General features: G+C 50.9%; 24 protein-coding genes. 10 read left to right on the top strand and 14 right to left on the bottom strand.

What is annotated here, in order from left to right:
- Positions 1-41: 41 nt before the first annotated feature.
- A complete protein-coding gene (locus tag JI741_RS11770) occupies positions 42-494 on the top strand; it encodes a GNAT family N-acetyltransferase (protein ID WP_202009512.1) in 453 nt (150 codons plus the stop codon).
- A gap of 10 nt (positions 495-504) precedes the next feature.
- Here JI741_RS11770 and JI741_RS11765 read toward each other — a convergent pair whose 3' ends face one another.
- The gene (locus tag JI741_RS11765; protein ID WP_202009510.1) at positions 505-1026 is read right to left on the bottom strand and encodes a RidA family protein; all 522 of its coding nucleotides are present in this window, start codon (positions 1024-1026) and stop codon (positions 505-507) included.
- Between the two features lie 127 nt (positions 1027-1153).
- On the opposite strand from JI741_RS11765, the gene JI741_RS11760 reads away from it, so the two are divergent.
- Positions 1154-1735 carry a DNA-3-methyladenine glycosylase I gene (locus JI741_RS11760; protein ID WP_202009508.1) on the top strand — a complete coding sequence of 194 codons (582 nt, stop codon included), beginning with the start codon at positions 1154-1156 and terminating at the stop codon, positions 1733-1735.
- Between the two features lie 5 nt (positions 1736-1740).
- Here JI741_RS11760 and JI741_RS11755 read toward each other — a convergent pair whose 3' ends face one another.
- On the bottom strand, positions 1741-3309 hold the full coding sequence (locus JI741_RS11755; RefSeq protein ID WP_202009506.1) for a M28 family peptidase: 1569 nt from the start codon (positions 3307-3309) through the stop codon (positions 1741-1743).
- Positions 3310-3409: 100 nt separating this feature from the next.
- Complete coding sequence (locus tag JI741_RS11750) at positions 3410-3913, bottom strand: hypothetical protein (RefSeq protein WP_202009504.1); 504 nt, start codon at positions 3911-3913, stop codon at positions 3410-3412.
- A 149-nt stretch (positions 3914-4062) separates the two neighbouring features.
- Here JI741_RS11750 and prfA point away from each other — a divergent pair, with 149 nt between their 5' ends.
- The 3 genes from prfA (at position 4063) to JI741_RS11735 (ending at position 7354) form a co-directional block, all read left to right on the top strand.
- The gene (gene prfA, locus JI741_RS11745) at positions 4063-5136 is read left to right on the top strand and encodes a peptide chain release factor 1 (RefSeq protein ID WP_202009954.1); all 1074 of its coding nucleotides are present in this window, start codon (positions 4063-4065) and stop codon (positions 5134-5136) included.
- Between the two features lie 93 nt (positions 5137-5229).
- Positions 5230-5808 (top strand): LemA family protein, encoded by a 579-nt coding sequence (locus JI741_RS11740; protein WP_202009502.1) that lies wholly within the window; start codon positions 5230-5232, stop codon positions 5806-5808.
- A gap of 160 nt (positions 5809-5968) precedes the next feature.
- Positions 5969-7354, top strand: a complete 1386-nt coding sequence (locus tag JI741_RS11735) for an alpha-L-fucosidase (RefSeq protein WP_202009500.1) — start codon at positions 5969-5971, stop codon at positions 7352-7354.
- A gap of 78 nt (positions 7355-7432) precedes the next feature.
- On the opposite strand, the gene JI741_RS11730 is transcribed toward JI741_RS11735, so the two are convergent.
- Both JI741_RS11730 and JI741_RS11725 read right to left on the bottom strand, forming a co-directional pair.
- Positions 7433-8344: a TIM barrel protein gene (locus tag JI741_RS11730; protein ID WP_202009498.1), complete on the bottom strand. Its 912-nt coding sequence runs from the start codon at positions 8342-8344 to the stop codon at positions 7433-7435.
- Between the two features lie 29 nt (positions 8345-8373).
- The gene (locus JI741_RS11725) at positions 8374-10266 is read right to left on the bottom strand and encodes a glycoside hydrolase family 3 protein (protein WP_202009496.1); all 1893 of its coding nucleotides are present in this window, start codon (positions 10264-10266) and stop codon (positions 8374-8376) included.
- Positions 10267-10369: 103 nt separating this feature from the next.
- Here JI741_RS11725 and JI741_RS11720 point away from each other — a divergent pair, with 103 nt between their 5' ends.
- Positions 10370-11143: an NUDIX hydrolase gene (locus JI741_RS11720; protein WP_202009495.1), complete on the top strand. Its 774-nt coding sequence runs from the start codon at positions 10370-10372 to the stop codon at positions 11141-11143.
- Positions 11144-11168: 25 nt separating this feature from the next.
- Here JI741_RS11720 and JI741_RS11715 read toward each other — a convergent pair whose 3' ends face one another.
- The 9 genes from JI741_RS11715 to JI741_RS11675 form a co-directional block, all read right to left on the bottom strand.
- Entirely contained in the window at positions 11169-11825 is a 657-nt protein-coding gene (locus JI741_RS11715; protein WP_202009493.1) for a matrixin family metalloprotease, read from the bottom strand.
- A gap of 76 nt (positions 11826-11901) precedes the next feature.
- A complete protein-coding gene (gene infB, locus JI741_RS11710) occupies positions 11902-14751 on the bottom strand; it encodes a translation initiation factor IF-2 (RefSeq protein WP_202009491.1) in 2850 nt (949 codons plus the stop codon).
- A 137-nt stretch (positions 14752-14888) separates the two neighbouring features.
- On the bottom strand, positions 14889-16133 hold the full coding sequence (gene nusA / locus JI741_RS11705) for a transcription termination factor NusA (RefSeq protein ID WP_202009489.1): 1245 nt from the start codon (positions 16131-16133) through the stop codon (positions 14889-14891).
- A gap of 8 nt (positions 16134-16141) precedes the next feature.
- Positions 16142-16606 carry a ribosome maturation factor RimP gene (gene rimP / locus JI741_RS11700; RefSeq protein WP_202009487.1) on the bottom strand — a complete coding sequence of 155 codons (465 nt, stop codon included), beginning with the start codon at positions 16604-16606 and terminating at the stop codon, positions 16142-16144.
- A 145-nt stretch (positions 16607-16751) separates the two neighbouring features.
- A complete protein-coding gene (locus tag JI741_RS11695; RefSeq protein ID WP_202009485.1) occupies positions 16752-17366 on the bottom strand; it encodes an HD domain-containing protein in 615 nt (204 codons plus the stop codon).
- A gap of 6 nt (positions 17367-17372) precedes the next feature.
- Positions 17373-18239 (bottom strand): glucose-1-phosphate thymidylyltransferase RfbA, encoded by an 867-nt coding sequence (rfbA, locus tag JI741_RS11690; RefSeq protein ID WP_202009483.1) that lies wholly within the window; start codon positions 18237-18239, stop codon positions 17373-17375.
- 25 nt (positions 18240-18264) lie between these two features.
- Positions 18265-19320: a dTDP-glucose 4,6-dehydratase gene (rfbB, locus tag JI741_RS11685; RefSeq protein WP_202009481.1), complete on the bottom strand. Its 1056-nt coding sequence runs from the start codon at positions 19318-19320 to the stop codon at positions 18265-18267.
- An 11-nt stretch (positions 19321-19331) separates the two neighbouring features.
- Positions 19332-20321 (bottom strand): UDP-glucuronic acid decarboxylase family protein, encoded by a 990-nt coding sequence (locus JI741_RS11680; protein WP_202009479.1) that lies wholly within the window; start codon positions 20319-20321, stop codon positions 19332-19334.
- On the bottom strand, positions 20314-21627 hold the full coding sequence (locus tag JI741_RS11675; protein WP_202009477.1) for a UDP-glucose dehydrogenase family protein: 1314 nt from the start codon (positions 21625-21627) through the stop codon (positions 20314-20316). Before JI741_RS11675 ends, JI741_RS11680 begins: the two co-directional genes overlap by 8 nt.
- Before the next feature lie 188 nt (positions 21628-21815).
- On the opposite strand from JI741_RS11675, the gene JI741_RS11670 reads away from it, so the two are divergent.
- The 4 genes from JI741_RS11670 to hpf all read left to right on the top strand — a co-directional run bounded on the left by JI741_RS11670 (position 21816) and on the right by hpf (position 24693).
- The gene (locus JI741_RS11670) at positions 21816-22985 is read left to right on the top strand and encodes an acyl-CoA dehydrogenase family protein (RefSeq protein WP_236676010.1); all 1170 of its coding nucleotides are present in this window, start codon (positions 21816-21818) and stop codon (positions 22983-22985) included.
- Positions 22986-23036: 51 nt separating this feature from the next.
- Positions 23037-23234 carry a 30S ribosomal protein S21 gene (rpsU, locus tag JI741_RS11665; RefSeq protein WP_202009475.1) on the top strand — a complete coding sequence of 66 codons (198 nt, stop codon included), beginning with the start codon at positions 23037-23039 and terminating at the stop codon, positions 23232-23234.
- A 151-nt stretch (positions 23235-23385) separates the two neighbouring features.
- The gene (locus JI741_RS11660) at positions 23386-24267 is read left to right on the top strand and encodes a tyrosine-type recombinase/integrase (RefSeq protein WP_202009473.1); all 882 of its coding nucleotides are present in this window, start codon (positions 23386-23388) and stop codon (positions 24265-24267) included.
- Positions 24268-24399: 132 nt separating this feature from the next.
- Positions 24400-24693 carry a ribosome hibernation-promoting factor, HPF/YfiA family gene (hpf, locus tag JI741_RS11655; protein WP_202009471.1) on the top strand — a complete coding sequence of 98 codons (294 nt, stop codon included), beginning with the start codon at positions 24400-24402 and terminating at the stop codon, positions 24691-24693.
- The last annotated feature ends 201 nt before the right edge of the window (positions 24694-24894 follow it).

Genomic DNA, 24894 nt, shown 5'->3' with positions numbered 1-24894 from the left:
CCGCTATTTCATAACTATTTCAATTTCTCAAGTCACGCCAAATGATCACTATCCAAAAAGCCACCCTGCAAGACGTCGACACGCTGATCGACTTCCAACAAAAACTCGCCTTCGAGTCGGAAGGCGTTACGCTGAACGGCAACGTGCTTCGCAAAGGACTTCACGCCCTGTTTGCCGATCCCAACAAAGGTTTCTATTTCATCGCCAAAGAAAATTCAGAAGTGATTGGATGCCACATGATCACCTTCGAGTGGAGCGACTGGCGCAATGGCATGGTGTGGTGGCTGCAGTCTGTCTACGTGAAAGAAAGCCACCGCAAAAAAGGTGTGTTCAAATTGATGTACGACAACATTGTGAACATCGTCAACGCCGACCCGGGCCTCATCGGGTTGCGACTCTACGTCGACAAAACAAATGCGCGCGCCATGAAAGTATATGAAGCCATGGGCATGGACGGCTCGCACTACACGGTCTATGAGTGGATGAAAGCGTGAGGCTATGGCCTTATTCCACTTCAACCACCATCTCCACTTCTATGACCATGCCGTTGGGCAGTGAATTCACACCCATGGCGGCACGGGCATGTTTTCCTTTTTCGCCAAACACCGCCACCATCAGGTCGGAGAAGCCATTCACTACTTTAGGTTGATCAATAAAATCAGGCGTGCAGTTCACCCAACCGTTCACTTTCACAATGCGCTTTATTTTGTTGAAGTCACCAATCTCCGCCTTCAGGGTAGACAGCACGCCGATGCCCGTTTGTTTGGCGGCCACATAGCCCTGCTCGATGGTGAGGTCCTTGCCCAATTTGCCGAGCATGTACGTTCCGTCGGCTTTGGCCGGGCCCTGGCCGGAGATGAAGATGAGATTGCCCGTGCGCACAGCCTTCACATAGTTGGCCACAGGTTTGGTTGGCGTGAGCAGTTCAATGTTCAACTCCTTCAGTTTCTTGTCGAAGTCAACAACCTGAGCCATCGTTGCCGTGTAGACCACGGTAATAAAAAGAAGGGCAATAATGTGTTTCATACGGAATGCGTGTTTGAAGGAACAATTTTACAAAGTTGCGCATCCGGCTTCATTTCTTTTTTTGATAGCTTTGGAAACGGCCGGTGCGCCGGTCTATAAACTTATCGAATTCTAACATCAACAAAGCATGGCCGCTCCAGAAAAATTCCGTTGCCCCTGGTCGCTCGGGTTCGATCAATACATCGAATACCACGACAAAGAATGGGGCGTGCCGGTTCACGACGACCTGGTGCATTTTGAGTTTCTCATTCTGGAAGGTGCACAGGCCGGCTTGAGCTGGTCCACCATTCTAAAAAAACGCGAAGGCTATCGAAAAGCGTTTGCCGGTTTCGATCCCAAGAAGGTGGCACGCTTCACCGAAGCCAAACTGGAAAAGTTGTTGCTCAACCCCGACATTGTGCGCAACCGCCTCAAGGTCTATGCCGCTGTGAACAACGCCAAACGTTTTCTGGAAGTGCAAAATGAATTCGGCAGCTTCGACAACTACATCTGGGGCTTTGTGGGCGGAAAGCCCATTGTGAACAAACTAAAAACGTTAAAAGAAATCAAGGCCACCACGCCCGAGTCGGACGCGCTCAGCAAAGACCTGATAAAACGCGGCTTCAAGTTCGTGGGCAGCACGGTGATCTATGCACACATGCAGGCCTGCGGATTGGTGAACGACCATTTGGTGGATTGCTTTCGTTACCACGCTGTGCCTAAGCGCTGACTTTGTTATTTGCGCGACACCAGCGCTTCGCGGTTTGCCGCCCCCCACGCAAATGTTGCCAGCATCACCGCGTTGTGCTTCAGGTCGGCCTCTACCGCGCGCTCATACATATCCATGCTCGAGTGCCAGCTGCGTGTGAAATATTCAATGGGGTCGGTAATGAACTGAAATCCCGGAAGACCGATGGCGTCGAACGGCACGTGGTCGGTGCTGCCCGTGTTGTTCAGGGTTAGGGTGGCCGACCCATCTTTCTCAAACGGCCTCAGCCATTCGCGAAACATAGATCGCACGTTTTCATTTCCCTGCATATTTATGCCACGCCATTTGCCCGAACCGTTGTCTGTGTTGAAATACACAGAGAATTTTTTTCCTTCGGTCGTCAGTTTCACCGAATCGGCCGCACGTTCGCCAAGGTGTTTTTTCACATAGCCTGTGGAACCAAACAGTCCCTGCTCTTCGCCGCCCCACAAGCCAATGCGGATGCTACGGGAGGGCTGCACGCCGGAAGCTGTCAGGATGCGCATAGCTTCCATGCAAATGGCCACGCCCACACCGTTGTCGGTGGTGCCGGTGCCGCTGTGCCACGAATCGAGGTGGGCACCGATCATCACCACTTCATCTTTTTTGTCGCTGCCTTCAATTTCGCCAATCACGTTAAAGCCGTCTTCGGGTTTGGTGAATTCCGTTTCCATGGTCAGCTCCAGCTTCACGAGCAGTCCCTTTTCCAACTGGCGCACCATGCGGTTGTAGTGTTCGGCGGCAACAACCAGCTGCGGAAGAATTTCGGGCGCGTTGGCGGCTTGTGGCCTGAAGCGTTGCGCCGCCGGGGTGGCAGGGTCGGTGGGAATCGTTGCACCCTGTGCATAATACGTTCCATAGCTTCCACGGCTTCCTTCGATAACGGCCAGTGCACCTTCGCTCTCGCAAAGTCTCCATTTTTTATACGTGAGCATTTCGGGTGGACCGGCAATATAACGTCGCGACGAACCTGGTGCACGATTGGATGCTGCGGCGTTGGCCATTCTCAACAACGTTGAGTCGGTCAGTCGCGTGGCATCAGGCTTGAACGCCGGCTTGGGCATGATGGGCAAACTGAACAACACAATCTTGCCCTTCAGCTTTCCTTTATATTTTTCAAGATCCTCTTCTGTTTTCACATCCAGGTAAACGGCTTCGGCAGCGCGTGTGCCTTTGATGCCGGGCGACCATGCTTTTGGATAACCGATCACCGGAAAGTAGGCCGGCTCCATTGCCTGCAGGCTGAACTTTTTCACAAACCATCCGCGACCAAATTCACCAAACGAATCAAAGTATACACGCGAAACACCCCAACCTTCCAGCGTAGACTTGGCATAGGTCGCAGCTTTTTTGTAGCCGGGCGAGTTGGTTAACCGCGGGCCGTTCATGTCGGTGAGCATGCTGAGGATGTCCATCACCTGCGAGTTCTTAAAACCTTCTTTTCTGAATTTCGAAACGATGGCCGTGTCCACTGCGTCGCTATGCTGCGCCGTTGTCAACAGAGAAAATGAAAGCAGCGCGGCAACGAGTAGGGGAATGCGAAATGTTTGTGACATGAAAAAAAATTGAGCTGCAAAGTAGCCACGAGAGCAACAGGAAGGCTTACCGCTCATTTAAAAAATGACGCGGGGCAATAGAAACCGATTTAGAAAACCGTTAGTGTTTCTTGCCGAGGGCAAGGATCACATTCTTTTTGGAAAGATAAATATTCCACACGCCGTCCACATTCACAGCGCCGTCGGGTAGGGGTGAAACAATGGGTCGGGAATACAGCACCGAGTCGTAGTCTTCCTGCTTGCCGGCATGGTATAGCTTTTGGATGTTGTCTTGTGTCGAGCCGGTTTCGGCGCCAATCACATAAGCTTCGATCAGTTGGCTCTCCACTTCCAGCGCGTTGCCGGAACCGGGCACGATCCAGCGCACTTTGGCGTGGTGGTGTTTGGCTATCGAATCGACCTTTTCGGGCGAAAACCGGATTTGTTCCAGTCCTGCAAAAACAGCCCGTCCCTGGTCCAGTGCGGCTGTCATGATCTCGGAATCCGACAGTTTCACAATCTTGTGCTGATCCATGCCTTCGTGCAGCTTTTGGCGCTGTTCGTCCGTCAGTTTTCCGCCACACGCCGCCAGGGCCAGCAATCCGATGCACACCATTTTTTTCATGGTGCCAAAGTTCTACCGGCAACCCTGAAATTCCAAGCGGCAACCCACATTTACTGGCCATCCCGGGTCTTTTTCACGGTCTGATTCTCACGGCGTTCGTATCCGGTTGCGTCTTTCTTTTTGTTACCTTTGCTGGTTCATTCTTGAGTATGATCGAAAAACTGGAAGAAATCAAACTGCGTTTTGAGGAAGTGGGGCAACTCCTGGCCCAACCGGAGACGGTGAAGGACATGAAGAGGTTCTCTCAACTCAGCAAGGAATACAGAGACCTGGAGAAAATTGTTCTGAAATACAATCAGTTCAAAGACGCCCGCAATCACCTGCAGCAAGCCAAGGAAGTGCTTCAAAAAGAGAAGGACGAGGAGCTGCGCGAGATGGCCAAAATGGAGATTGACGAGCTGGAACCCCGCATCGAAAAAATCGATGCCGAAATAAAAGACCTGCTCATTCCCAAAGACCCCAACGACGACAAAAACGTGATGCTCGAAATTCGCGCAGGCACCGGTGGCGATGAAGCCGCGATTTTTGCCGGCGACCTCTGGCGCATGTATCAGCGTTTCTGCGAACGTCGTGGCCTCAAAATGTCGGTGCTCGATGTGACCGAGGGCACTGCCGGTGGCTATAAGGAAGTGATTTGCAGCGTGAGCGGCGAATCGGTCTATGGTCTTCTCAAATTCGAGTCGGGTGTGCACCGCGTGCAGCGCGTGCCGGCCACCGAACAGATGGGCCGTGTGCACACCTCTGCCGCCTCGGTGGTGGTGATGCCCGAAGTAGAAGATGTGTCTATCGAAATAAGTCCGGCGGATCTTGAATATCAAACTGCGCGTTCGAGCGGTGCGGGTGGGCAAAACGTGAACAAGGTAGAAACCAAAGTGCAGTTAACGCACAAACCCTCGGGCATCGTCATCACCTGTCAGGTGGAACGCTCGCAGCACGGCAACCGCGAGCGCGCCCTGCAAATGCTCAAGACCAAGCTTTACGAAATTGAATTGGAGAAACAACAGTCGGAGATCGGCGCCACACGAAAATCGATTGTGCGCACCGGCGACCGCTCCGAAAAAATAAGAACCTACAACTATCCGCAAAGCCGTGTCACCGATCACCGCATCGGATACACGCAGCACAATCTTCCGGCCGTAATGAACGGCGATCTCGACGGATTTGTTGAACAACTAAGGATTGCCGACAGCGCCGAACGAATGATGGAAAACGCCACACAATAATCGGCGCGGCCGTGCGTCCATGGAAGGGAAAATATATTTTGATTTTGAATTGATCGTTTTTAAGTAAATTCGTTTCTACAACTAAAAAACTATATGAGTAAAGGATTATTGACAACCCTCATCGTTATCGGTGTTCTTGTCATTTTTGTATTTGGATTTATATCCTGGGGCAGCGGTGTTTACGACAACGCCGTGAAACTTCAGGAAGGCGTAAACGCCGAATGGGCCGATGTTCAGGCCGCCTACCAGCGCCGTGCCGACCTCGTGCCCAACCTGGTGGCTACCGTGAAAGGTGCTGCCGAAAATGAAAAATCAATTCTGGTGCAAGTAACTCAGGCCCGCGCAGGCATCGTGAACGCCAAAACGCCCGAAGACCTGGAACTGGCGGGACGTCAGATCAATACCGCCATCAACCTGGCTTTCGAAGCCTATCCACAGATTCGCTCTACGGAGAATTTTCAAGACCTCCAGTCTCAACTGGAGGGAACTGAAAACCGCATCAACGTGGCACGTCAGCGTTTCAATGAATCGATCCGCGGCTACAACACCTACGTGCGTGGCTTCTGGAAAAAAATGGCGTTGAACTGGTTTGGTAGCGGCGAAGACTTTGGTGTTCGCAAAGGCTTCGAAGCAGCTCAAGGCGCCCAGAATGCTCCCGAAGTAAAATTCTAAGAAAGATCGTTAACTCTCCGCTTGCACGAGAGAGGGCCCTGCCATGGTGGCGGGGCTTTTTTTATGTCCTGGATTTCAACCGTTGGTATCGGCAACGTGTGCATCGCATAAAGAATAGTGGTAGATTCGTCTGACGTATTTTTAAATCACCTCTACCCCTATGCTACGACCCCTACTCGTCCTTGCCCTATGGCTTTGCATCACACTTTCCACAACGGCACAGCAACACTACGATGCCACGTGGAACTCCATCGACAGCCGACCCGTACCTCAATGGTTTGAAGATTCGAAGTTTGGCATCTTCATTCACTGGGGTGTGTTTTCCGTGCCTGCCTGGGGCCCGACCAAATCCAGCGTCTACGAAAAATATGCAGAATGGTATTGGTGGCGCCTGCTCGATCCCAAGGCTGAGACCTATGCCGAGTTCAATGCCTTCCACACAAAAACCTATGGCAAGGATTTTAAGTATCAGGATTTTGTGAAGGGCTTCACGTGCGAAATGTTCGACCCTGCGCAATGGGCGACCATCATCCAGAACTCCGGCGCCAAATATGTTGTGCTCACCTCAAAACATCACGAAGGATTTACGCTGTGGCCCAGTGCACAATCGTGGAACTGGAACGCTGTTGATGTGGGCCCGCACCGCGATCTGGCCGGCGACCTCAGCGACGCTGTGAAAGCAAAGGGCCTCCACATGGGCTATTATTATTCGTTGTATGAATGGTTCAATCCGTTGTATAAATCGGATGTCAACAAATATGTGGACGACCACATGATTCCGCAAATGAAAGATTTGGTGACACGCTACAAACCCGATGTGCTGTGGACCGATGGCGAGTGGGATCACCCCAGTGAAACGTGGAAGAGCACCGAATTTCTCGCGTGGCTCTACAACGAATCGCCCGTGAAAGAAACCATTGTGGTGAACGACCGCTGGGGCAAAGAAACACGCAGCAAACACGGCGGCATCTACACCACCGAATACGATCTGGTGCACGACGAAACATCGGTTGGCAAAAAGATCGAACATCCCTGGGAAGAATGCCGTGGCATTGGCGGGTCGTTCGGCTACAACCGTAACGAAAACCTCGCCGACTATTCGTCGTCGGAAGAAGTGATTCACATCCTCATCGACAAAGTGGCCCGCGGCGGAAATCTCTTGCTCAACATCGGCCCCACGGCCGACGGTCGCATCCCCGTCATCATGCAACAACGCCTCGCCGATGTGGGCGCATGGCTGCATGTGAACGGCGAAGCCATCTACAACACACGCAACTGGGCCAGCGCACCGCCGGTGAAAGCCGATACAAAAGTTTTTTATACCCGCAAGGGAAAAGACCTCTACGCCATCTGCACAAAATTTCCGGAGCAAGCCTTCACCGTGACGGGTGTGAACAGTTCAGCGAAGGTGTCGCTGCTGGGCTATGCCGGCAAAGTGAATTATACCGTAAACGGAAAGGCCGTGAAGATCACGGCCCCCGTACTCAATCCAGCTAACAACCCCTGTCAGCATGCCTGGGTTTTCAAAATTGAAAACGCCCTTTGATATTGCTGATGTAAAATGTTCAGACTCTTAACGGGTCTGAACATTTTTTTTGACTGATATTCTACAGACCGAATTTCCTTACGCAACAATCTTCGAAAGATTGCTAAAGCTTGTCGACACACTTTCCATCGAAGGCACCATGTCGTGTTCGTAGAAGAAATGTTTCATGCCCGACACCTTTGCATTTTCGAATATCCGTTTGAACGGCACCACGCCGCTGCCAATGCCAGTGATGGTGGTCAGGTCAGCCGAAATGTCTTTCACATGCCACAACGGAAAACGCCCCGGGTGTTGTTTGAACAATGCTACCGGATCCTGCTTTGCCTTGGTGGCCCACGCCAGGTCCAGCTCCATCTTCACCAACTCCTTATCGGTTTGCGACATAATGAGATCGTATGGGCTTTGCCCTTCAATCAAATCAAACTCCGTGGCATGATTGTGATAGGCAAATTGAAACTTCGCTTTCTTGCACCCTTCACCGGTCTTGTTAAAAATGTCGATGGTATCTTTAATTTCATCGCGCGTGCTCACGGGTGCACTGGCACATACTAAATACGGCACACCACCTTCAGCCGCTTCATCAATCAATTGCTGATGATTGTCGCGCAGGTTGGGCAGCGACGCAATGAAGGCAAACTCAGGTGGCAGTTGACGTCCTTCCGGCATTTTGAATGGCGCGCCCATCACATGGTGACTACGCCACTTCATGCCCAGGTCTTCAATCATCGTTTTCAGTTCCTTTGGCTTCAGGCCATAATAATATCCTTTCGGGCTAAAGGCTGTTTCCACATCTTTGAAACCAATGTCGGCAATTTTCTTAAACGTTCCCTTCACATCGTCGCCCATCAGCTTCAGCACCGTGAACATTTGAATGCCAATGGACTTGGTTGCTCCCTTGCCAAAGGCCGCTGCGTTGGCCCATTCCGGAATCACCAGGCTGACCAGCGCCAACGCGCCCGAACCCTTCAAAAAATCTCTGCGACTAACCATAGGATTTTAGTTTGATACGTGTAGAAAAATTATTTTGAATACGACAGGCCGAAGCCGAATGTATAGAGCGGGTCTTTCGAATCGTGAGGCACATCTTCTTTCTGATTGCGAACCACCTCCATAGACGAGGGAAGTTCGAACGGAAGTTTGCCTTCGGGTTTTGCTTTGCCAAACACCACATCCAGCAGTGCTGCATCGCTGGCGCCGTAGTTGGCCACCAGCGCTTTTGCCTTCGCACTGATTTCAGGAATCACCGCCGGCCGATCGAGATAGATGTCAACCACCGTGGGTACCTTGTCGAGCAACGCCAGAATGTCTTCCTTCTCTTTGCCTTTAAAGTCCAGGTCGCCGTGGTGAAACATTTTTGCCATAAAGTTTTCGGTCTCCACCGGCACCCACGGTGTCTTCAGGCGGATGATGGCGATCTCGGCCGCTTCGGGTGTGTCTACCACTTCGCCATATTGCGCGGCCACCGCTTTGTCGATGTTCTGCACATAGATTTTTTTCTTGCCCGTCAGGGGCAATGTTTTGCCTTCGTTCTTCAGCAACGTGAAGGCACGGCGTTGCGTAGCTTCGCCCGCTTTGCGAAATTCTTCCTTGCCAACAATCTGTGTCGCCTTGTCAACATCAATGTAGGGATTGTCGAACAGACCGAGTTCAAATTTCTGCCGCAGCAATCGCTTCACCGACACGTCTATTCTTTTCTCGGTCAGCTTTCCTTCTTTCACCAAGTCCACCACCAGGTTGGGCACACTCTCGCCGCCAAACTGATCGACGCCTGCGTCAATGACTTTTTGCACGCGTTCTTTTTCACTCAGGTTCTCAACACCCCAGGCACGCGCCGGCCAAACCGTGTTGCCCATCTTCGCATCGGTGATCAATCCCCAGTCGGTACACACCACACCATCGTATTTATATTTCTCGCGAAGCAGTTTTGTGATGATGTCTTTGTTGAAACCAAACGCAACATTCTCGCTAGTCTGATCTACCGGCACACCGTAGTAGGGCATGATGGCCGCGGTCTTTGCGGCAAAGGCGGCTTCGAAGGGAATGAGGTGATAGTTAAAATGCTTGCCCGGATAGATCTGTCCTTTTTGAAATTCGAAATGCGGATCAAGACCTTCTTTCTGTGGACCGCCGCCCGAAAAATGTTTTGTCATGCACGCCACGCCGTTTTTGTCGAGCGTCGCGCCTTGAAAGCCGAGAACATACGCTTTGATCATTTTTGCCGAAAGGTTGGCGTCTTCACCAAATGTTCCGCTGATGCGCGGCCAGCGTGGCTCGGTGGCGAGGTCGGCCATGGGATGCAACGCTTCGCGGATGCCCACCGCCAGATATTCCTGCCGCGCGATGTCGCCAAACTGACGCATCAGTTTTTCATCGCCAATGGCGGCAAAGCCCAACTGCTCGGGCCACTGCGAAAACGAATTGGCGGCCATGGCAAAAATGTTGTTGCTGAAATAATGTCGCGGGTCCGAGGCGAGCGTGACGGGGATGCCGAGGCGTGTTTCTTCAGCTACCTTCTGTATGTTGTTGTACCACGTGGCCAAAGCTTTTGTGCCTGGTGCTGCCCAGATGTTGAGGTGTGTAATTTTTTTGTCGCGAATCATGGGCGGTGCTGTGGGTGCAAAAGCAAACATGCCTGTGCCCGGCCGCTCCTCCAGCGATCCGTCATCGTTCAGGCGCACGCCGTTAATGAACATCATGCCCGCCTTTTCGTCGAGTGTCATCTGCGACAGCAAATCGTCTACGCGTTGTGCGATGGGTTTTGATGGATCTTCATAGACATCCATTTTTCCATTCTTATTCAAGTCCCGATAGGCCGGTGCAGGCTTGGGCCGGTGGGCCGAAGCCAGGGTGAGGATGAGCAAGAGCGCGAAAACGCGGGGAACAAACCAGTTCTTTTTACGCAAACCATTCATAAATCATTGTGTTTGTAGTACACAATAATAACAAATTTCAATGTGTAACATAAACACATTGCATAATTTTTACCGCCACACGTTCTTTCTCTATATTAGCGGCATGGGAAAAGCTAAACGGCCAAAACTCTCCACGCACGAATTCTTTGAAAAAGGCCATCTTCACTATCTCACCCATATTTCGATCGACAACGTGATCTTCGGATTTCACGACAACCAATTGAAGGTGCTGTTGCTGGAATGGAAAGAGACACACCGCTGGTGCCTTCCCGGAGGCTTCATCTTTGCCGACGAACACATCGAAGAAGCCGCCATCCGAAGCCTCAAGTCACGAACGGGTCTGGACAATATTTATCTGCAACAGTTCTATGCCTTCGGCGATCCAAACCGCGAACGCACCAAGCATGGCATCTCGCCACCGGCAGGAATAAAAAAATCATGGCTGTCGGAACGGTTCATCACGGTGGGCTACTATGCCCTGGTTGAATTTTCGAAGGTGGTGCCAAAGCCCGATGAGTTTTCGGAATCGTGCCAATGGTGGGATATTGAAAAGGTGCCCACGCTCATTCTCGATCACAATCACATTCTTGAAAAAGCATTGCAGTCGCTTCGGCTCAACCTCAACGACTATCCTGTAGGCAAAGACTTGCTGCCACAAAAATTCACGATGCCCGAATTGCAACGCTTATATGAAACCATTCTCGGCAAGCAGTTGGACCGGCGAAACTTTCAGAAAAAAATTCTTGCGCTCGACATTCTTGAACGACTGAACGAACGCAAACAAGGCGGCGCTCACAAGGCACCGTTCCTCTATAAGTTCGATCAGCGCAAATACGAAAAGGCGATGAAGCAGGGATTGAAGTTCGGGCTTCAATAACTCAACGGACTTTAATCTTTTATACTTATTCGTTGTCGACGGTTGCCTTTATCTTTTTCCGACAGGCCGCACACAAGCTTGGCTGCACGCGCTCTATGGTGGCAATGGTTTCTGCAGCGTCGGTCATCACACAACCTTCCACAGTGCAATGGTCAAGACCCAGGTTGTGCCCCAGTTCGTGGATACAAATTTTCTTGAGCAGGTCAGTAATTCTTTCTCTATCCCTGCCAATGCGAAACGTTGACACGACACTGCTATGTCCCGGGCGATAGCCCAATCCTAAAACGCCCCAGTCGCTAAATTTTTGCACAGGCTTTTGTATTTCACCTCTGGCATCCCTTTTCGTTGTGGAAATATCTTCCGGTGTGATACCCAGGATATACGTCAATGAATCGGGCCGCCACTGTTCCTGTATTTTCAAAATCTTGTCGGCCCGGTAGCGCGGCATTTTCACATTCACAAAAGCTTCGGCAGGTATGGCTTGTTTTGGCAAAACACACACGGCAAAGCCATATGTCTTCGTGACAAATGCCGCAAGCGTATCGCTCAGTTCCCGGCTTATTCTGCCATACGGTTGAATGCCCACCACGGTGCGCCCAGAAGATTTGCGCGCGTTGCACGATCCGAGCACGGCTATCATCAGCAGCAAACCGAAGTATCTGGCTAACAAGGCTTCTCTCATGGTGGAGTGGTCATTAAAAAACCCTGGTCGTTTGGGTGACCAGGGTTTGTATATTCTTCTAGTGAAGTGTTTGCGCTTACAATGTTCTCTTCACTTCGCGTTGTTCGTAGCTTTCAATCACATCGCCCATCTGCATGTCGTTGAAGCCGTCGATGCCAATACCGCAGTCGAAACCAGTCTTCACTTCGCTTGAGTCGTCTTTGTGACGTTTCAGTGAACCGAGCTTGCCGGCATACACCACAATACCGTCGCGGATGAGGCGAATCGGGTTGGAGCGTTTGATCGAACCATCGGTAACCATACAGCCCGCAATCGTTCCGATCTTCGAGATCTTGAACACCTCGCGAACTTCGGCGTTGCCCACAATAACTTCTTCTGTTTCGGGAGCCAACATGCCTTCCATAGCCGCCTTCACATCGTTGATGGCGTCGTAGATGATCGAATACAAACGGATCTCGATTTCTTCGTTCTCGGCCACACGACGTGCCGCGCCCGAAGGACGAACCTGGAAGCCCAGGATGATGGCGTCTGATGCCGAAGCCAGCAACACATCCGATTCGGAGATCTGACCCACACCTTTGTGGATGATGGCCACCTGAATTTCCTGTGTCGAAAGTTTCAACAGCGAGTCGGTGAGGGCTTCTACCGAACCGTCCACGTCGCCTTTCACAATCACATTCAATTGCTTGAAGTTTCCGATCGCCAAACGACGGCCGATTTCATCAAGCGTAATATGTTTCTTCGTGCGGATGCTCTGCTCGCGCATGATCTGCTGGCGCTTGTTGGCAATTTCTCTTGCTTCGCGATCGGTCTCCATAACCGACACTTTTTCACCAGCCTGAGGCGCACCGTCGAGACCCAGCACCACTACGGGTGTGGAAGGTCCGGCTTCGGCCACTTTCTTTCCGGTGTCTTCAAACATCGCTTTCACACGGCCATAGTTTGCACCTGCCAAAAGGATGTCGCCCACACGCAAGGTTCCGGTTTGCACCATCACCGTGGCCACGTAGCCACGACCTTTGTCGAGCGATGCTTCAATCACCGAACCTGTTGCACGGCGATCGGGATTGGCCTTGAGGTTCAACAACTCTGCTTCGAGCAATACTTTTTCGAGGAGCGACTCCACGCCTTTTCCGGTCTTGGCCGAAATTTCCTGGCTCTGATATTTTCCTCCCCACTCTTCCACAAGGATGTTGATCTTGGAAAGTGATTCGCGGATGCGTTCGGGGTTTGCCGATGATTTATCTACTTTGTTGATGGCAATCACCAAAGGAACACCCGCCACTTGTGCGTGGTTGATGGCTTCTTTGGTTTGCGGCATCACGTCGTCGTCGGCCGCTACCACAATGATGGCGATGTCTGTCAGTTTTGCACCACGGGCACGCATGGCCGTGAACGCTTCGTGACCAGGCGTGTCGAGGAACGCAATTTTGTGACCGCTCTTCGTGGTCACATCATAGGCACCAACGTGCTGCGTGATACCACCGGCTTCCGATGCCGTCACTTTTGTGTTCCGGATATAATCCAGCAACGATGTTTTACCGTGATCGACGTGACCCATGATCGTGACGATGGGCGCACGGGGGATCAGGCTTTCCTGGTCTTCTACTTCGGCTTCCAGGTCAAGTTCTTCTTCGGCCGAGGTGAACTGCACCGCATAACCGAACTCGTCGGCAATGACCGTGATGGCTTCGGCATCGAGGCGCTGGTTGATCGAAACGAACATGCCCAGGCTAAGACACGTAGAGATGACATCGTTCACCGACACGTTCATCATTGAAGCCAAGTCGTTGGCCGAAATGAATTCTGTTACCTTTAGTGTTTTTGATTCGGCCTGGTCCTGAAGCATTTGTTGCTCCTGGGCATCCGAGTTCGCCTGACGTTTTTCTCTTCTGTATTTTGCTCCGGATCCTTTCTTGTTTCCACCGCCGCTCAACTTGGCCAGCGTGGCACGGATCTGATCCTGAATTTCTTTTTCTGTGGGCTCGGCTTTCTGCACACGGGGGGCCTGGGGGCCACGACCGCGCTGCGGATGGGGCTGCTGAGGGCGCGGACCACGTGGAGGACCTCCACCGGGTTGTTGCTGCGTGGGGTTGCCCGCGTTGCCGGAGGGAGGATCTGTTGCAATGCGCTTGCGCGGACGTTTTCCCTGTTTGTCTTTCTGCGTATCCGAAGAGGCCACAGGGGCGTTCGATTTTTTCTCGGGCAGCTGAATTTTGTCTACCACTTTCAAACCTTGCAGACGGTCTGCACGGCCCTTGATGAGTTCTTGCTCAGGCTGTTTTTCAACCACGGGTGTAGGCTCAACCTTTGGCACAACCACCACAGGCGGCACAACCACCACGGGAGGTTCAACAACGGCTACTACTTTGGGCTCTTCAACAACAACCGGAGGCTCTTCAACTTTTTTGGCAACTACTTCTACGGGAGGTGCTTCTTGCTCTACGGGTTTCACCACCTCGGGAGCTTTCTCGGCCACCACAGGTTTTTCTTCCTCTACAGCAACGGCCTTCTTTTCGAGTTCAATTTTGCCGACTACTTTAATGCCTTCCAGCTTGGGTTTCTCACGTTCTACTTTCTCGGCTTTGGGCTCCTCTTTTGCTTTGAGGTCTTTGGAACCGAGATTCTTAATCATGATGCTGCTTTCTTCATCGTCGACCCGTTTCTTGGTCGCTTCTTTTTCGGTTTCCAGCACCACGTTGTCGGTATGTTTCACACCGATGGACAGCCCGGAGGCTTCAAGCTTTTCGGTGGCAGAAGAAGCGAATTCTTTCGACAGAAGGGATACTTGCTCAGGGGTGAGCTTGGCATTGGGGTTGTTCTCTACCTCAAAGCCCTTCTTCGCCAGAAAATCCAAAATGGTACCATGGCCCACATTGAGTTTCCTTGCTGCCTGACTCAACCTGATCAATTTTTCTTCTGCCATACTCAAATATGCCTGTTTTTTAAAGACTTTAAAACCTATATCGCCGATGCTGCGAAATTTAACGTTCTATTCATGCCTGCATCATAGCCACCTGCTTTCCCCCCTCTGTCACCCCTGGCGAAAAGATTCTTTCAATTCTATTCAAATTCCTTTTTCAAAATGCCCAACACACCGTCCACGGTTTCTTCTTCGAGGTCGGTGCGGCGCACCAGTTCTTCGCGCGACAAAGCCAGAACACTCTTGGCGGTATCGAGGCCGATGCGATTCAATTCGTCGATCACCCAGCTTTCGATTTCGTCAGAGAATTCGCTCAAATCCACGTCTTCTTCCGATTGTCCTTCCGCCAATTCGCGGAATACATCGATTTCATAACCCACTAAACGGCTCGCCAATTTGATGTTCAAACCACCTTTGCCGATGGCCAGCGAAACCTGGTCGGGCTTCAGGTATACCGAAACACGGCCGTTGTCTTTATCGATCTTTATAGAAACAATTTTCGCAGGACTTAGTGCGCGCTGAATGTAAAGTTCGAGGTTCTCGGTGTAGTTGATTACGTCGATATTTTCATTCTGCAATTCACGCACAATGGCGTGAATACGCGATCCTTTCATCCCCACGCAGGCGCCTACCGGATCGATGCGATCGTCGTAGGATTCAACGGCCACTTTGGCACGTTCGCCGGGCTCGCGCACCACTTTTTTAATGGTGATCAGTCCGTCGTATACTTCGGGCACTTCCTGTTCGAAAAGACGCTCCAGGAAAACCGGCGATGTTCTGGACAAAATGATTTTCGGGTTGCCGTTCACCATTTCAACCTTGTGCACGATGGCGCGAACGTTTTCGCCCTTGCGGTAGCGGTCTTTTTGAATTTGCTCGCTGCGCGGAATAGCCACTTCGTTGCTTTCTGCGTCAGTCAGTAACACTTCGCGACTCAACACCTGATACACCTCGCCGGCAATGATCTCGCCCACCAGGTCTTTGTATTTCTGGAACAGGATGTCCTTCTCCAGGTCTTTCACTTTCTGAATCAGCGTCTGGCGCGCGGTGGTCACGGCACGACGGCCGAAGTCGTCGATGAAAATCTGTTCCGACACCTCTTCGCCCACTTCAAAGTCGGGCTCGATTTTGTGTGCTTCCGTCAAACTGATCTTGTCAAAGTCCCAGATATCCTCAGAGTCATCGTCCACGATTTCGCGGAAGCGATAGATTTCCAAGTCGCCCTTGTCGGCGTTCACGATGATGTCGAACTTCTCATCGGAGCCGAATCTCTTTTTAATCATGTTGCGAAACACATCTTCCAAAATCCGGATCATGGTGGGCCGGTCGATGTTTTTCTGCTTTGCGAATTCAGCAAAGGACTGAATTAATTCATGTGCATCCATGGTTATGTCTATTTGAAACTAACTAACACAAATGATTTTTCGATGTCAGAAAAGGGAATGTCGATCGCGACATTTTCCTTGTTCTTACCCGCGCCCACTTCCTGGGTCAGGCTTATCTTTTCTTCCGTAACGTCTGTCAGTTTTCCCTCCACAATTTTCTCGTGAAGTTTGACCTTCAGTTTCCGGCCGATATTCTTTTTATACTGACGATGCAGTTGCAGCGGTTGGTCCACGCCCGGCGTCGACACTTCCAGCAAATAGGCATCGCTGATCAGATTCGATTCGTCGAGGGCTTTGGCCAGCTCGCGGCTCACGTTCGCACAGTCGTCTATGTTGACGCCCTGGTCGCCGTCCATGGTCACCAGCACTTTTTTCGGGCCCTTGCGCGCCGACACCACCACGTCCACAATAAAGTGCTCGGGTGCCACCAGCTTCGATTCGGCCATTTTCCTGATTTCCCCTTCGATTTCCATCTGAAAATATTCTATAAACAAAGAGGGGACTGTTTGTCCCCCCTTGAAATTGTATCAGAAACTTTCGCAAAAGTATACTTTTTTTGGTTTTCCCCAAAACCTTCATGGAATTCCAAACTGATTATTAGCCTGTTGGATTAATTTTTCACAACGCCTCCAGCTCGCGAACCAGGTTTTTGCGGGCCTGGTCTTCGTAGCGCTCGCGAAAGGCCTCCGTCTTAAAAATCGCCTTCAGGTCCAGAAAATGTTGCAAAACTTTACGCCTTCCAGGGTTGTAGAGCAGGTCGGGATATATTGAATATTCCTTCCGGATGTTGCGATAATACTTTTCGTACTCTTCCCAGGGCGCACCCAAAACCGACAAATCGGCATCGGTAAAAAAATTGGTATCTGCCCATTCGTTTTCCACGTGGGCCTTTGTGGCCAGGATGTGCCCCACCACCCGGTCTATCCTTTGCGGCTGGCAAGACAGCGCCGTGAGCCGCTCCTTCGCCAGCAGGGCGCTCTTCCCCTCATTGTCTTTCCTGAGCGCGTCGTAAACCACGTCGTGGTAGGCGGTGGCGAAGATCAGCGACGACCAATCTTCCACCAGAGGTTTCACGCGCTCCAGCTCCGCCACCACATTGTTGAGGTGCTGAAGCGTGTGATAGTGACGACCTTTCTCGGCATGGCGCGCTTCAATTTCCCGCCATAAACGTTCCACCAACAACGTGTCGGACGACAGGGTCAACGCGAGTTGCCGGAAGTCTTCGACAAGCATGGGTCGTTAAATATATTCAGGAAGATTTTTCAGGTAGCTGCCGTAGCCACTTTTCTCTAACGGTTTGGCTAGCTGCAGCAATTGGTCTTTCGAGATGAAGTTCATGCGGTAGGCAATTTCTTCGATGCATCCCACCTTCAGGCCCTGGCGTTGCTCGATCACCTGCACAAAGTTTCCGGCCTGCATCAGCGAGTCGAACGTGCCCGTGTCGAGCCAGGCGGTGCCACGGCTCATGGGTGCTACTTTCAGTTTGCCACGACGCAGGTATTCGTTGTTCACGTCGGTGATTTCCAGTTCGCCACGCGGGCTGGGCTTCAACGCCTTTGAAATGGCCACCACATCGTTGTCGTAAAAATACAGTCCGGGAACCGCATAGTTGGACTTGGGGTGCTTGGGTTTTTCCTCGATGGAAATAACTTTCTTGTTGGCATCAAACTCCACCACGCCATAGCGCTCGGGGTCGTGCACGTGGTAGGCAAACACCACCCCGCCGTCGGGGTCGCTGTTCGATTGCAACACTTGCTGCATGCCCGAGCCATAGAAAATGTTATCGCCCAAAATGAGGGCTACTTTTTCTTTGCCCACAAACTTCTCCCCGATAATGAAAGCTTGCGCCAGGCCATCGGGTGAAGGCTGCACTTCATAGGTAAACGAACATCCCAACCGCTTGCCATCGCCCAGCAATTTCTCGAACATGGGCAGATCGTGCGGTGTGGAGATGAACAGAATTTCGCGGATGCCCGCCATCATCAACACCGACAACGGGTAATAGATCATGGGCTTGTCGTAGACCGGCATGAGCTGTTTGCTCACGGCCATGGTTAACGGATACAACCGTGTGCCCGAACCGCCGGCGAGTATGATACCTTTCATAGTGGAGAGAGTGTTTATGCTGGCCTTAGGCCTGATACATTTTAGAATAATATTTCAAATAGTCGCCCGACGTCACGTTCTTGAGCCAGTCCTGGTTGGCCAGATACCAATCCACGGTTTTCTCAAGACCCACTTCGAACGTCACTTCCGGACGCCATCCGGTTTCACTGATGAGTTTCGACGCGTCGATGGCGTAGCGAAGATCGTGTCCCAGGCGGTCTGTCACATAGGTAATCAGCTTTGCCGAAGTGCCATCTTCGCGACCCAGCTTCTTGTCCATGGTGTGACAAAGGAAATTCACCAGGTCAATGTTTCTCCACTCGTTGTTTCCACCGATGTTATAGACTTCGCCATTCTTTCCTTTGTGGAAAATGGTGTCGATCGCCTTTGCATGATCTTCCACAAACAGCCAGTCGCGAATGTTCTCGCCTTTGCCATAGACCGGCAGCGGTTTGTTGGTGAGAATGTTGTTGATCATGAGCGGTATCAGCTTCTCGGGGAAGTGAAAGGGCCCGTAGTTGTTGGAGCAACGACTGATGCGCGTCGGCAATTTGAAGCTGTTGTGAAACGCACTCACAAAGTGATCGCTTCCCGCCTTCGAAGCCGAGTAGGGTGAGCGCGGATCGATTGACGTTGTTTCGGTGAAGAACGAATTGCCTTCGGCCGAACCATACACTTCGTCGGTCGACACGTGATAGAATACTTTTCCTTCGAGGTTGCCAGTCCACGCGGCCTGTGCCACGCGCAGCAGGTTCAGTGTGCCGATGATGTTTGTTTCGGCAAACTCCGTGGGGTTGTGCAGTGAGCGGTCCACGTGCGACTCCGCCGCCAGGTGAATCACACCGTCGATGTTGTGGCGTTTGAAAACACCTGCCATGAATTCCACATCCAGGATATCGCCTTTCTCGAAGTGATAGTTTGATTTCTTCTCGACGTCTCTCAAATTTTCCAGGTTACCCGCGTAGGTGAGCTTATCAAGGTTAACGATGGAGTAGGTTGGATACTTGCTCACAAACAAGCGCACCACGTGCGATCCGATGAACCCTGCTCCGCCGGTGATGAGTATATTTCGATTTGACATGCTTGCTTTTGTTAACGAATGTATTTCTGAAAATCTTTGTGGTCACGTTGGAAAAGAACTTCTTGCGGAAGGCTCTTGAAGTATTCGTAGGTGATCTTCAATCCGTCGGCTCTCGACACTTTAGGCGTCCATCCCAACAGCTCTTTTGCTTTTGTGATGTTCGGCTGCCGTTGCTTCGGATCGTCCTGCGGCAAGGGTCTGTAGACCACCTTTTGTTTTGTGCCCGTGAGCTTCACAATCTCTTCGGCAAATTCGCCGATGGTGATTTCGTCGGGGTTACCGATGTTCACTGGCAAATGATAGTCTGACATGAGCAGGCGATAGATGCCATCCACCTCGTCGTCTACATAGCAGAACGAACGGGTTTGCGAGCCGTCGCCAAACACCGTCAGGTCTTCGCCGCGCAACGCCTGGCCAATGAATGCAGGAAGCACTCTGCCGTCGTTCAGGCGCATGCGGGGACCATAGGTATTGAAGATCCGGATGATGCGGGTTTCAACGTTATGGTAGGTGTGATACGCCATGGTGATGGCTTCCTGGAAACGCTTGGCTTCGTCGTATACGCCACGCGGGCCAATAGGATTCACGTTGCCATAGTATTCTTCTGTTTGCGGATGCACCAGCGGATCGCCATATACTTCCGAAGTAGACGCTACCAGTATTCTCGCTTTCTTGGAACGCGCAAGGCCTAAAAGGTTGTGTGTGCCCAACGAACTCACCTTCAGCGTCTGAATGGGAATCTTCAGGTAGTCGATAGGACTGGCAGGCGACGCGAAATGCAGAATGTAGTGCAGCTCGCCCGGAATGTGAACAAACGTGGAAACGTCGTGGTGGTAAAATTCAAAGTCGGCACTCTTAAACAAATGCTCGATGTTTCGAAGGTCGCCAGTAATAAGGTTGTCCATCGCGATCACGTGGAACCCTTCCTTCAAAAAGCGATCGCACAAGTGGGAACCCAAAAATCCGGCTCCGCCGGTAATCAACACTCGTTGCTTAGCCATGAATTACCTCCCTTCCAATGCTGTAGTACACGTAACCTTGTTCTTTCATAAAATTCAAATCGTATAAATTTCTGCCGTCAAAAATCACTTTGCTATTCAATATAGACGACAGCTTCTCGAAGTCCGGTGTGCGGAATTCGGGCCACTCCGTAGCGATGAAGATCGCATCGGCGCCTTGGGCCGCTTCGTAGGGTGTGTTGCTGTATTGCACTTTGTCGCCCACAATTCTTCTCACGTTCTCCATACTTTCCGGATCGTGCACTTTCAAAATGGCGCCTTCCTTCAAAAGCTCGTCAATGTTATAGAGCGACGGTGCTTCGCGGATGTCGTCTGTGTGCGGTTTGAACGAAAGTCCCCAGATGGCAATAGTTTTGCCCTTCAGGTTTCCGTTGAAATATTTTTTGATGTGGGGAATGAGACGTGTCTTCTGGCTCTCGTTCACTTCCATCACCGCCGACAAAATCTTGAATTCATAGTTTGCATCTTCCGACGACTTGGCCAACGCCTGCACATCTTTGGGGAAGCAGCTTCCACCATAGCCAATGCCGGGAAACAAAAAGCGTTTACCGATACGGCTATCCGTTCCCACGCCCTTGCGCACGGCATCCACATCGGCGCCCAACAGCTCGCACAAATTGGCGATCTCGTTCATGAACGTGATTTTGGTGGCGAGAAACGAATTGGCGGCATATTTAGTAAGTTCTGCCGAACGCTCGTCCATAAAAATGATCGGATTGCCCTGGCGCACAAAAGGAGCATAGAGTGCTTCCATCACTTTGCGTGCTTTGGGAGAATTTGTGCCCACCACCACGCGATCGGGTTTCATAAAATCGTCCACAGCAACACCTTCACGCAAGAACTCGGGGTTCGACACCACATCGAATTCCACTTTCGCTCCGGCAGCAATTTTCTGGTGAACTTTTTCGGCCGTGCCCACAGGCACCGTGCTTTTATCAACCACCACAGCATAGTCCTTCAACAACGGACCAAGATCTTCGGCAACCTTCAATACGAATTTCAAATCGGCCGAGCCGTCCGCACCGGGAGGTGTGGGCAATGCCAGGAAAATGATCTTCGCGTCCTTGATGCCTTCGGCCAGATCGGTGGTGAAGAAGAGACGGTCTTGTTTGATGTTTCTTTCAAACAATTGTTCAAGACCGGGTTCATAAATCGTGATGCGCCCACTGCGGAGCTTTTCCACCTTCTCTTTGTCGATATCGACGCATGTGACGGTGTTTCCGGTTTCAGCAAAACATGTTCCGGTTACTAGACCAACGTAACCAGTGCCAACTACAGCAATTTTCATGATTAGAGGGGATTAAAGAATTTTTTGAACTGCGAAATTATGAATTTTAGTCATATTAGAAGCCAGACGCATGTCAACTTAGCCATCAGAATTACGGTAAACACAATTTCCTCGCATAGTTTGCCTAACACTCGTTTGTTAGTTTCAAAAATCATCGTAGTTTTGTTGCCTCAAAAATCCTCGAACGCATGGAAGCACTTATGGAAAATCCGATGACCGTTAATTTTGACGAAACCGAAAACCAAAGGCTCATCCGCGACATGGTGCGTGATTTCGGAGCAAAAGAAATCAAGCCCCACATGATGGACTGGGACGAGAGCCAGGAGTTTCCTGTGCACGTGTTCAAAAAAATGGGCGCGCTGGGCCTCATGGGCATTCTGGTGCCCGAAGAATATGGCGGCGCAGGCTTTGGCTATCTGGAGTACATCACCGCCATCGCCGAGGTTTCGCGCATCGACGGTTCTATCGGCCTTTCGCTGGCAGCACACAACTCGCTTTGCACAAACCACCTGCTGCTGTTTGGAACAGCAGCCCAAAAGCAAAAATATCTCCCCAAGCTGGCCACCGGCGAGTGGATTGGCGCCTGGGGCCTCACCGAACCCAACACCGGATCAGATGCCGGCAACATGCGCACCGTGGCTGTGAAAGACGGTGACTACTATGTTATTAATGGCGCAAAAAATTTCATCACCCACGGCAAGTCGGGCAACGTGGCCGTAGTTATTGTGCGCACGGGCAACGTGGGCGACTCGCACGGCATGACCGCCTTTGCCATCGAAAAAGGCACGCCGGGCTTTTCGGCCGGTAAAAAAGAAAACAAACTGGGCATGCGGGCCTCCGAAACCGCAGAGTTGATTTTCACAGACTGCCGTGTTCACAAAGACCAGATGCTGGGAAAAGAGGGCGAAGGCTTCATCCAGGCCATGAAAGTGCTCGACGGCGGCCGCATTTCTATCGCAGCGCTCAGCCTGGGCATTGCCATGGGCGCCTACGATGCTGCCCGGAATTATTCCAAGGAGCGTCACCAATTCAATCAACCCATATCTCAATTTCAGGGCATTGCTTTCAAACTGGCCGACATGGCCACAAAAATTGAAGCCGCCCGTTTGCTCACGTTCCGCGCCGGCGATTTGAAAAACAAAGGTCAGGATGTGAACCGCGAATCGGCAATGGCTAAGCTCTATGCGTCGGAAATTGCCGTGGAGGTGGCCAACGAGGGCGTTCAGATCTTCGGGGGCTATGGCTATACAAAGGACTTTCCGGCCGAAAAATACTACCGCGACGCCAAGCTTTGCACTATTGGCGAGGGCACGTCGGAGATCCAGAAACTGGTTATTTCAAGATCTATTTTAAAGTAGTTTGGAAAAACCGTTGACTTTCAATTATATTTGCAGCCCAAATCAAGAATTATGCTAATTGTTAACGTAAAAGAAAACGAATCGATCGACAAGGCCCTGAAACGCTTCAAGAAGAAGTTCGAAAAGACTGGTGTTTTGAAAGAACTCCGTTCGAGAACCTCTTTTGAGAAACCTTCTGTGACCCGTCGCACTCAGATCATCCGTGCTGCGTATCGCGAGCAAATGAGACTCGCCGAAGCGAAAGGCTAGTTTTCTATCCGGCTTTTGATCTTCTTACTTTGTTGATGACGTGAAAGTTATCAACAATTTATGCTCATTCTATACACAATACCCTTTAAGTCTTTCTTAAAGGGTATTATTTTTTTACATTGCTTGTACTGCTGGGTTTGGTGAAGCAAGCATGATAGAATCCTTCCTGAAATACCTCCAATTCGAAAAACGGGTAAGCGCCCACACCGTGCTGGCGTATAAAACCGATCTTGGCCAATTCTCTCTCTTTTTAACAGACACATTTCCTGGCACATTCCCCGAAACTGCTACCCATGGCGAAGTCCGTTCGTGGATCATTCAATTGGTGGAAAGCGGCATCGAGCCCCGGTCGGTCAATCGGAAAACAGCCTGCCTTCGTTCGTTCTATAAATTCCTGCAGCGCCAGGAGCTGATCGGCAAAGATCCGATGCTCAAGATCATGCCCTTGAAGACAAAGAAGCAACTGCCCTCCTTTGTGAAAGAAGCCGACATGGTGCATCTCCTCGACAACATTGTGTTTGAAAATACTTTGAATGGTCATCGCGACAGGCTCATTCTGGAATTGCTCTATGCCACGGGCATCCGTCGCTCGGAGCTGATTGGCCTCAAGGAAACACACATCGATTTGCGGGGGCAAACCATCAAAGTTCTCGGTAAAAGAAACAAGGAAAGGGTGATCCCATTCGCCTCCTCAATCGTTAATACTATAGAAGCCTACAGGGCTATACGCAATAAAGAAGTAGAGTTGAAAACGCATGGATATTTTTTGGTCACCAATCATGGCGACCCCTGCTACCCGGAGATGATTTACCACACGGTGAAAAAATACCTCGGCGAACACACTACGTCCGAGAAAAAGAGTCCGCACGTGCTGCGGCATACCTACGCCACACATCTTCTGAACAAAGGCGCCGAGATCAACGCGGTGAAAGACCTGTTGGGTCACAGCAGCCTTGCGGCCACGCAGGTATACACACACAACTCGCTCGACAAGCTGAAAAAAGTTTTTGACCAAGCACACCCCAAAGCCTAAGCAAGTATGCCAACGATATTTCAAACCATAAACAAAAACCAGACACGCATGATGAGATGATTACTCACCGACTGCTGGCTGGTCGTAACAAAAGCCGGAACTGTTTATTTGTTTCACTTAAATATTACCATTATGAAGTTACAAGTTCATTCCATTCACTTCGATGCCGACGTTAAGTTGATCGATTTCATTCAGAGAAAACTGAATAAACTGGAGACGTTCTACGACCGGTTGGTGGATGGTGAAGTGTTTCTGCGTCTCAACAACGAGGGAATTGAAAATAAAACAGTTGAAATCAAACTTCGCGTTCCTGGAAGTCAGCTCTTCGCCGTGGAGAAGGCCCGCTCGTTTGAAGCGGCCACACACCTGGCGGCCGATGCCCTTCGCATGCAGCTCACAAAATCGAAAACAAAAGGCCGCATCTGATACGGTAACATCCTGAATCACATGTAAATTTTTTGAGAAGGCTCCGACAAAATCGGGGCCTTTTCAATTTCAAATTAGCCGTAATCGTTTTAACCCCGCCCCAGGCCGGTCTTCCGAAATGTCAAGGATAAGCCGATTAATTTCGCCATCTTTGCAGCCTCGAACTAATGACCGGATTTTCCGGTTTACTCTGTAAGTGTG

It is taken from the genome of Chryseolinea lacunae, assembly GCF_016735595.1.
GTDB lineage: Bacteria > Bacteroidota > Bacteroidia > Cytophagales > Cyclobacteriaceae > Chryseolinea > Chryseolinea lacunae.
Note: the sequence above shows the minus strand (reverse complement) of the source record. Positions and strands in the feature narration are given on the sequence as shown.

What these genes read in the sequence shown, in the direction of transcription:
- JI741_RS11755 (WP_202009506.1), bottom strand. Translation starts at nt 3,309, where the DNA reads ATGTCACAAACATTTCGCATTCCCCTACTCGTTGCCGCGCTGCTTTCA.
- JI741_RS11765 (WP_202009510.1), bottom strand. Translation starts at nt 1,026, where the DNA reads ATGAAACACATTATTGCCCTTCTTTTTATTACCGTGGTCTACACGGCA.
- infB (WP_202009491.1), bottom strand. Translation starts at nt 14,751, where the DNA reads ATGGCAGAAGAAAAATTGATCAGGTTGAGTCAGGCAGCAAGGAAACTC.
- prfA (WP_202009954.1), top strand. Translation starts at nt 4,063, where the DNA reads ATGATCGAAAAACTGGAAGAAATCAAACTGCGTTTTGAGGAAGTGGGG.
- JI741_RS11760 (WP_202009508.1), top strand. Translation starts at nt 1,154, where the DNA reads ATGGCCGCTCCAGAAAAATTCCGTTGCCCCTGGTCGCTCGGGTTCGAT.
- JI741_RS11740 (WP_202009502.1), top strand. Translation starts at nt 5,230, where the DNA reads ATGAGTAAAGGATTATTGACAACCCTCATCGTTATCGGTGTTCTTGTC.
- rfbB (WP_202009481.1), bottom strand. Translation starts at nt 19,320, where the DNA reads ATGTCAAATCGAAATATACTCATCACCGGCGGAGCAGGGTTCATCGGA.
- JI741_RS11680 (WP_202009479.1), bottom strand. Translation starts at nt 20,321, where the DNA reads ATGGCTAAGCAACGAGTGTTGATTACCGGCGGAGCCGGATTTTTGGGT.
- rimP (WP_202009487.1), bottom strand. Translation starts at nt 16,606, where the DNA reads ATGGAAATCGAAGGGGAAATCAGGAAAATGGCCGAATCGAAGCTGGTG.
- JI741_RS11750 (WP_202009504.1), bottom strand. Translation starts at nt 3,913, where the DNA reads ATGAAAAAAATGGTGTGCATCGGATTGCTGGCCCTGGCGGCGTGTGGC.
- JI741_RS11675 (WP_202009477.1), bottom strand. Translation starts at nt 21,627, where the DNA reads ATGAAAATTGCTGTAGTTGGCACTGGTTACGTTGGTCTAGTAACCGGA.
- JI741_RS11735 (WP_202009500.1), top strand. Translation starts at nt 5,969, where the DNA reads ATGCTACGACCCCTACTCGTCCTTGCCCTATGGCTTTGCATCACACTT.
- JI741_RS11720 (WP_202009495.1), top strand. Translation starts at nt 10,370, where the DNA reads ATGGGAAAAGCTAAACGGCCAAAACTCTCCACGCACGAATTCTTTGAA.
- JI741_RS11695 (WP_202009485.1), bottom strand. Translation starts at nt 17,366, where the DNA reads ATGCTTGTCGAAGACTTCCGGCAACTCGCGTTGACCCTGTCGTCCGAC.
- JI741_RS11730 (WP_202009498.1), bottom strand. Translation starts at nt 8,344, where the DNA reads ATGGTTAGTCGCAGAGATTTTTTGAAGGGTTCGGGCGCGTTGGCGCTG.
- nusA (WP_202009489.1), bottom strand. Translation starts at nt 16,133, where the DNA reads ATGGATGCACATGAATTAATTCAGTCCTTTGCTGAATTCGCAAAGCAG.
- rpsU (WP_202009475.1), top strand. Translation starts at nt 23,037, where the DNA reads ATGCTAATTGTTAACGTAAAAGAAAACGAATCGATCGACAAGGCCCTG.
- JI741_RS11770 (WP_202009512.1), top strand. Translation starts at nt 42, where the DNA reads ATGATCACTATCCAAAAAGCCACCCTGCAAGACGTCGACACGCTGATC.
- JI741_RS11725 (WP_202009496.1), bottom strand. Translation starts at nt 10,266, where the DNA reads ATGAATGGTTTGCGTAAAAAGAACTGGTTTGTTCCCCGCGTTTTCGCG.
- JI741_RS11715 (WP_202009493.1), bottom strand. Translation starts at nt 11,825, where the DNA reads ATGAGAGAAGCCTTGTTAGCCAGATACTTCGGTTTGCTGCTGATGATA.
- JI741_RS11660 (WP_202009473.1), top strand. Translation starts at nt 23,386, where the DNA reads ATGATAGAATCCTTCCTGAAATACCTCCAATTCGAAAAACGGGTAAGC.
- rfbA (WP_202009483.1), bottom strand. Translation starts at nt 18,239, where the DNA reads ATGAAAGGTATCATACTCGCCGGCGGTTCGGGCACACGGTTGTATCCG.
- JI741_RS11670 (WP_236676010.1), top strand. Translation starts at nt 21,816, where the DNA reads ATGGAAGCACTTATGGAAAATCCGATGACCGTTAATTTTGACGAAACC.
- hpf (WP_202009471.1), top strand. Translation starts at nt 24,400, where the DNA reads ATGAAGTTACAAGTTCATTCCATTCACTTCGATGCCGACGTTAAGTTG.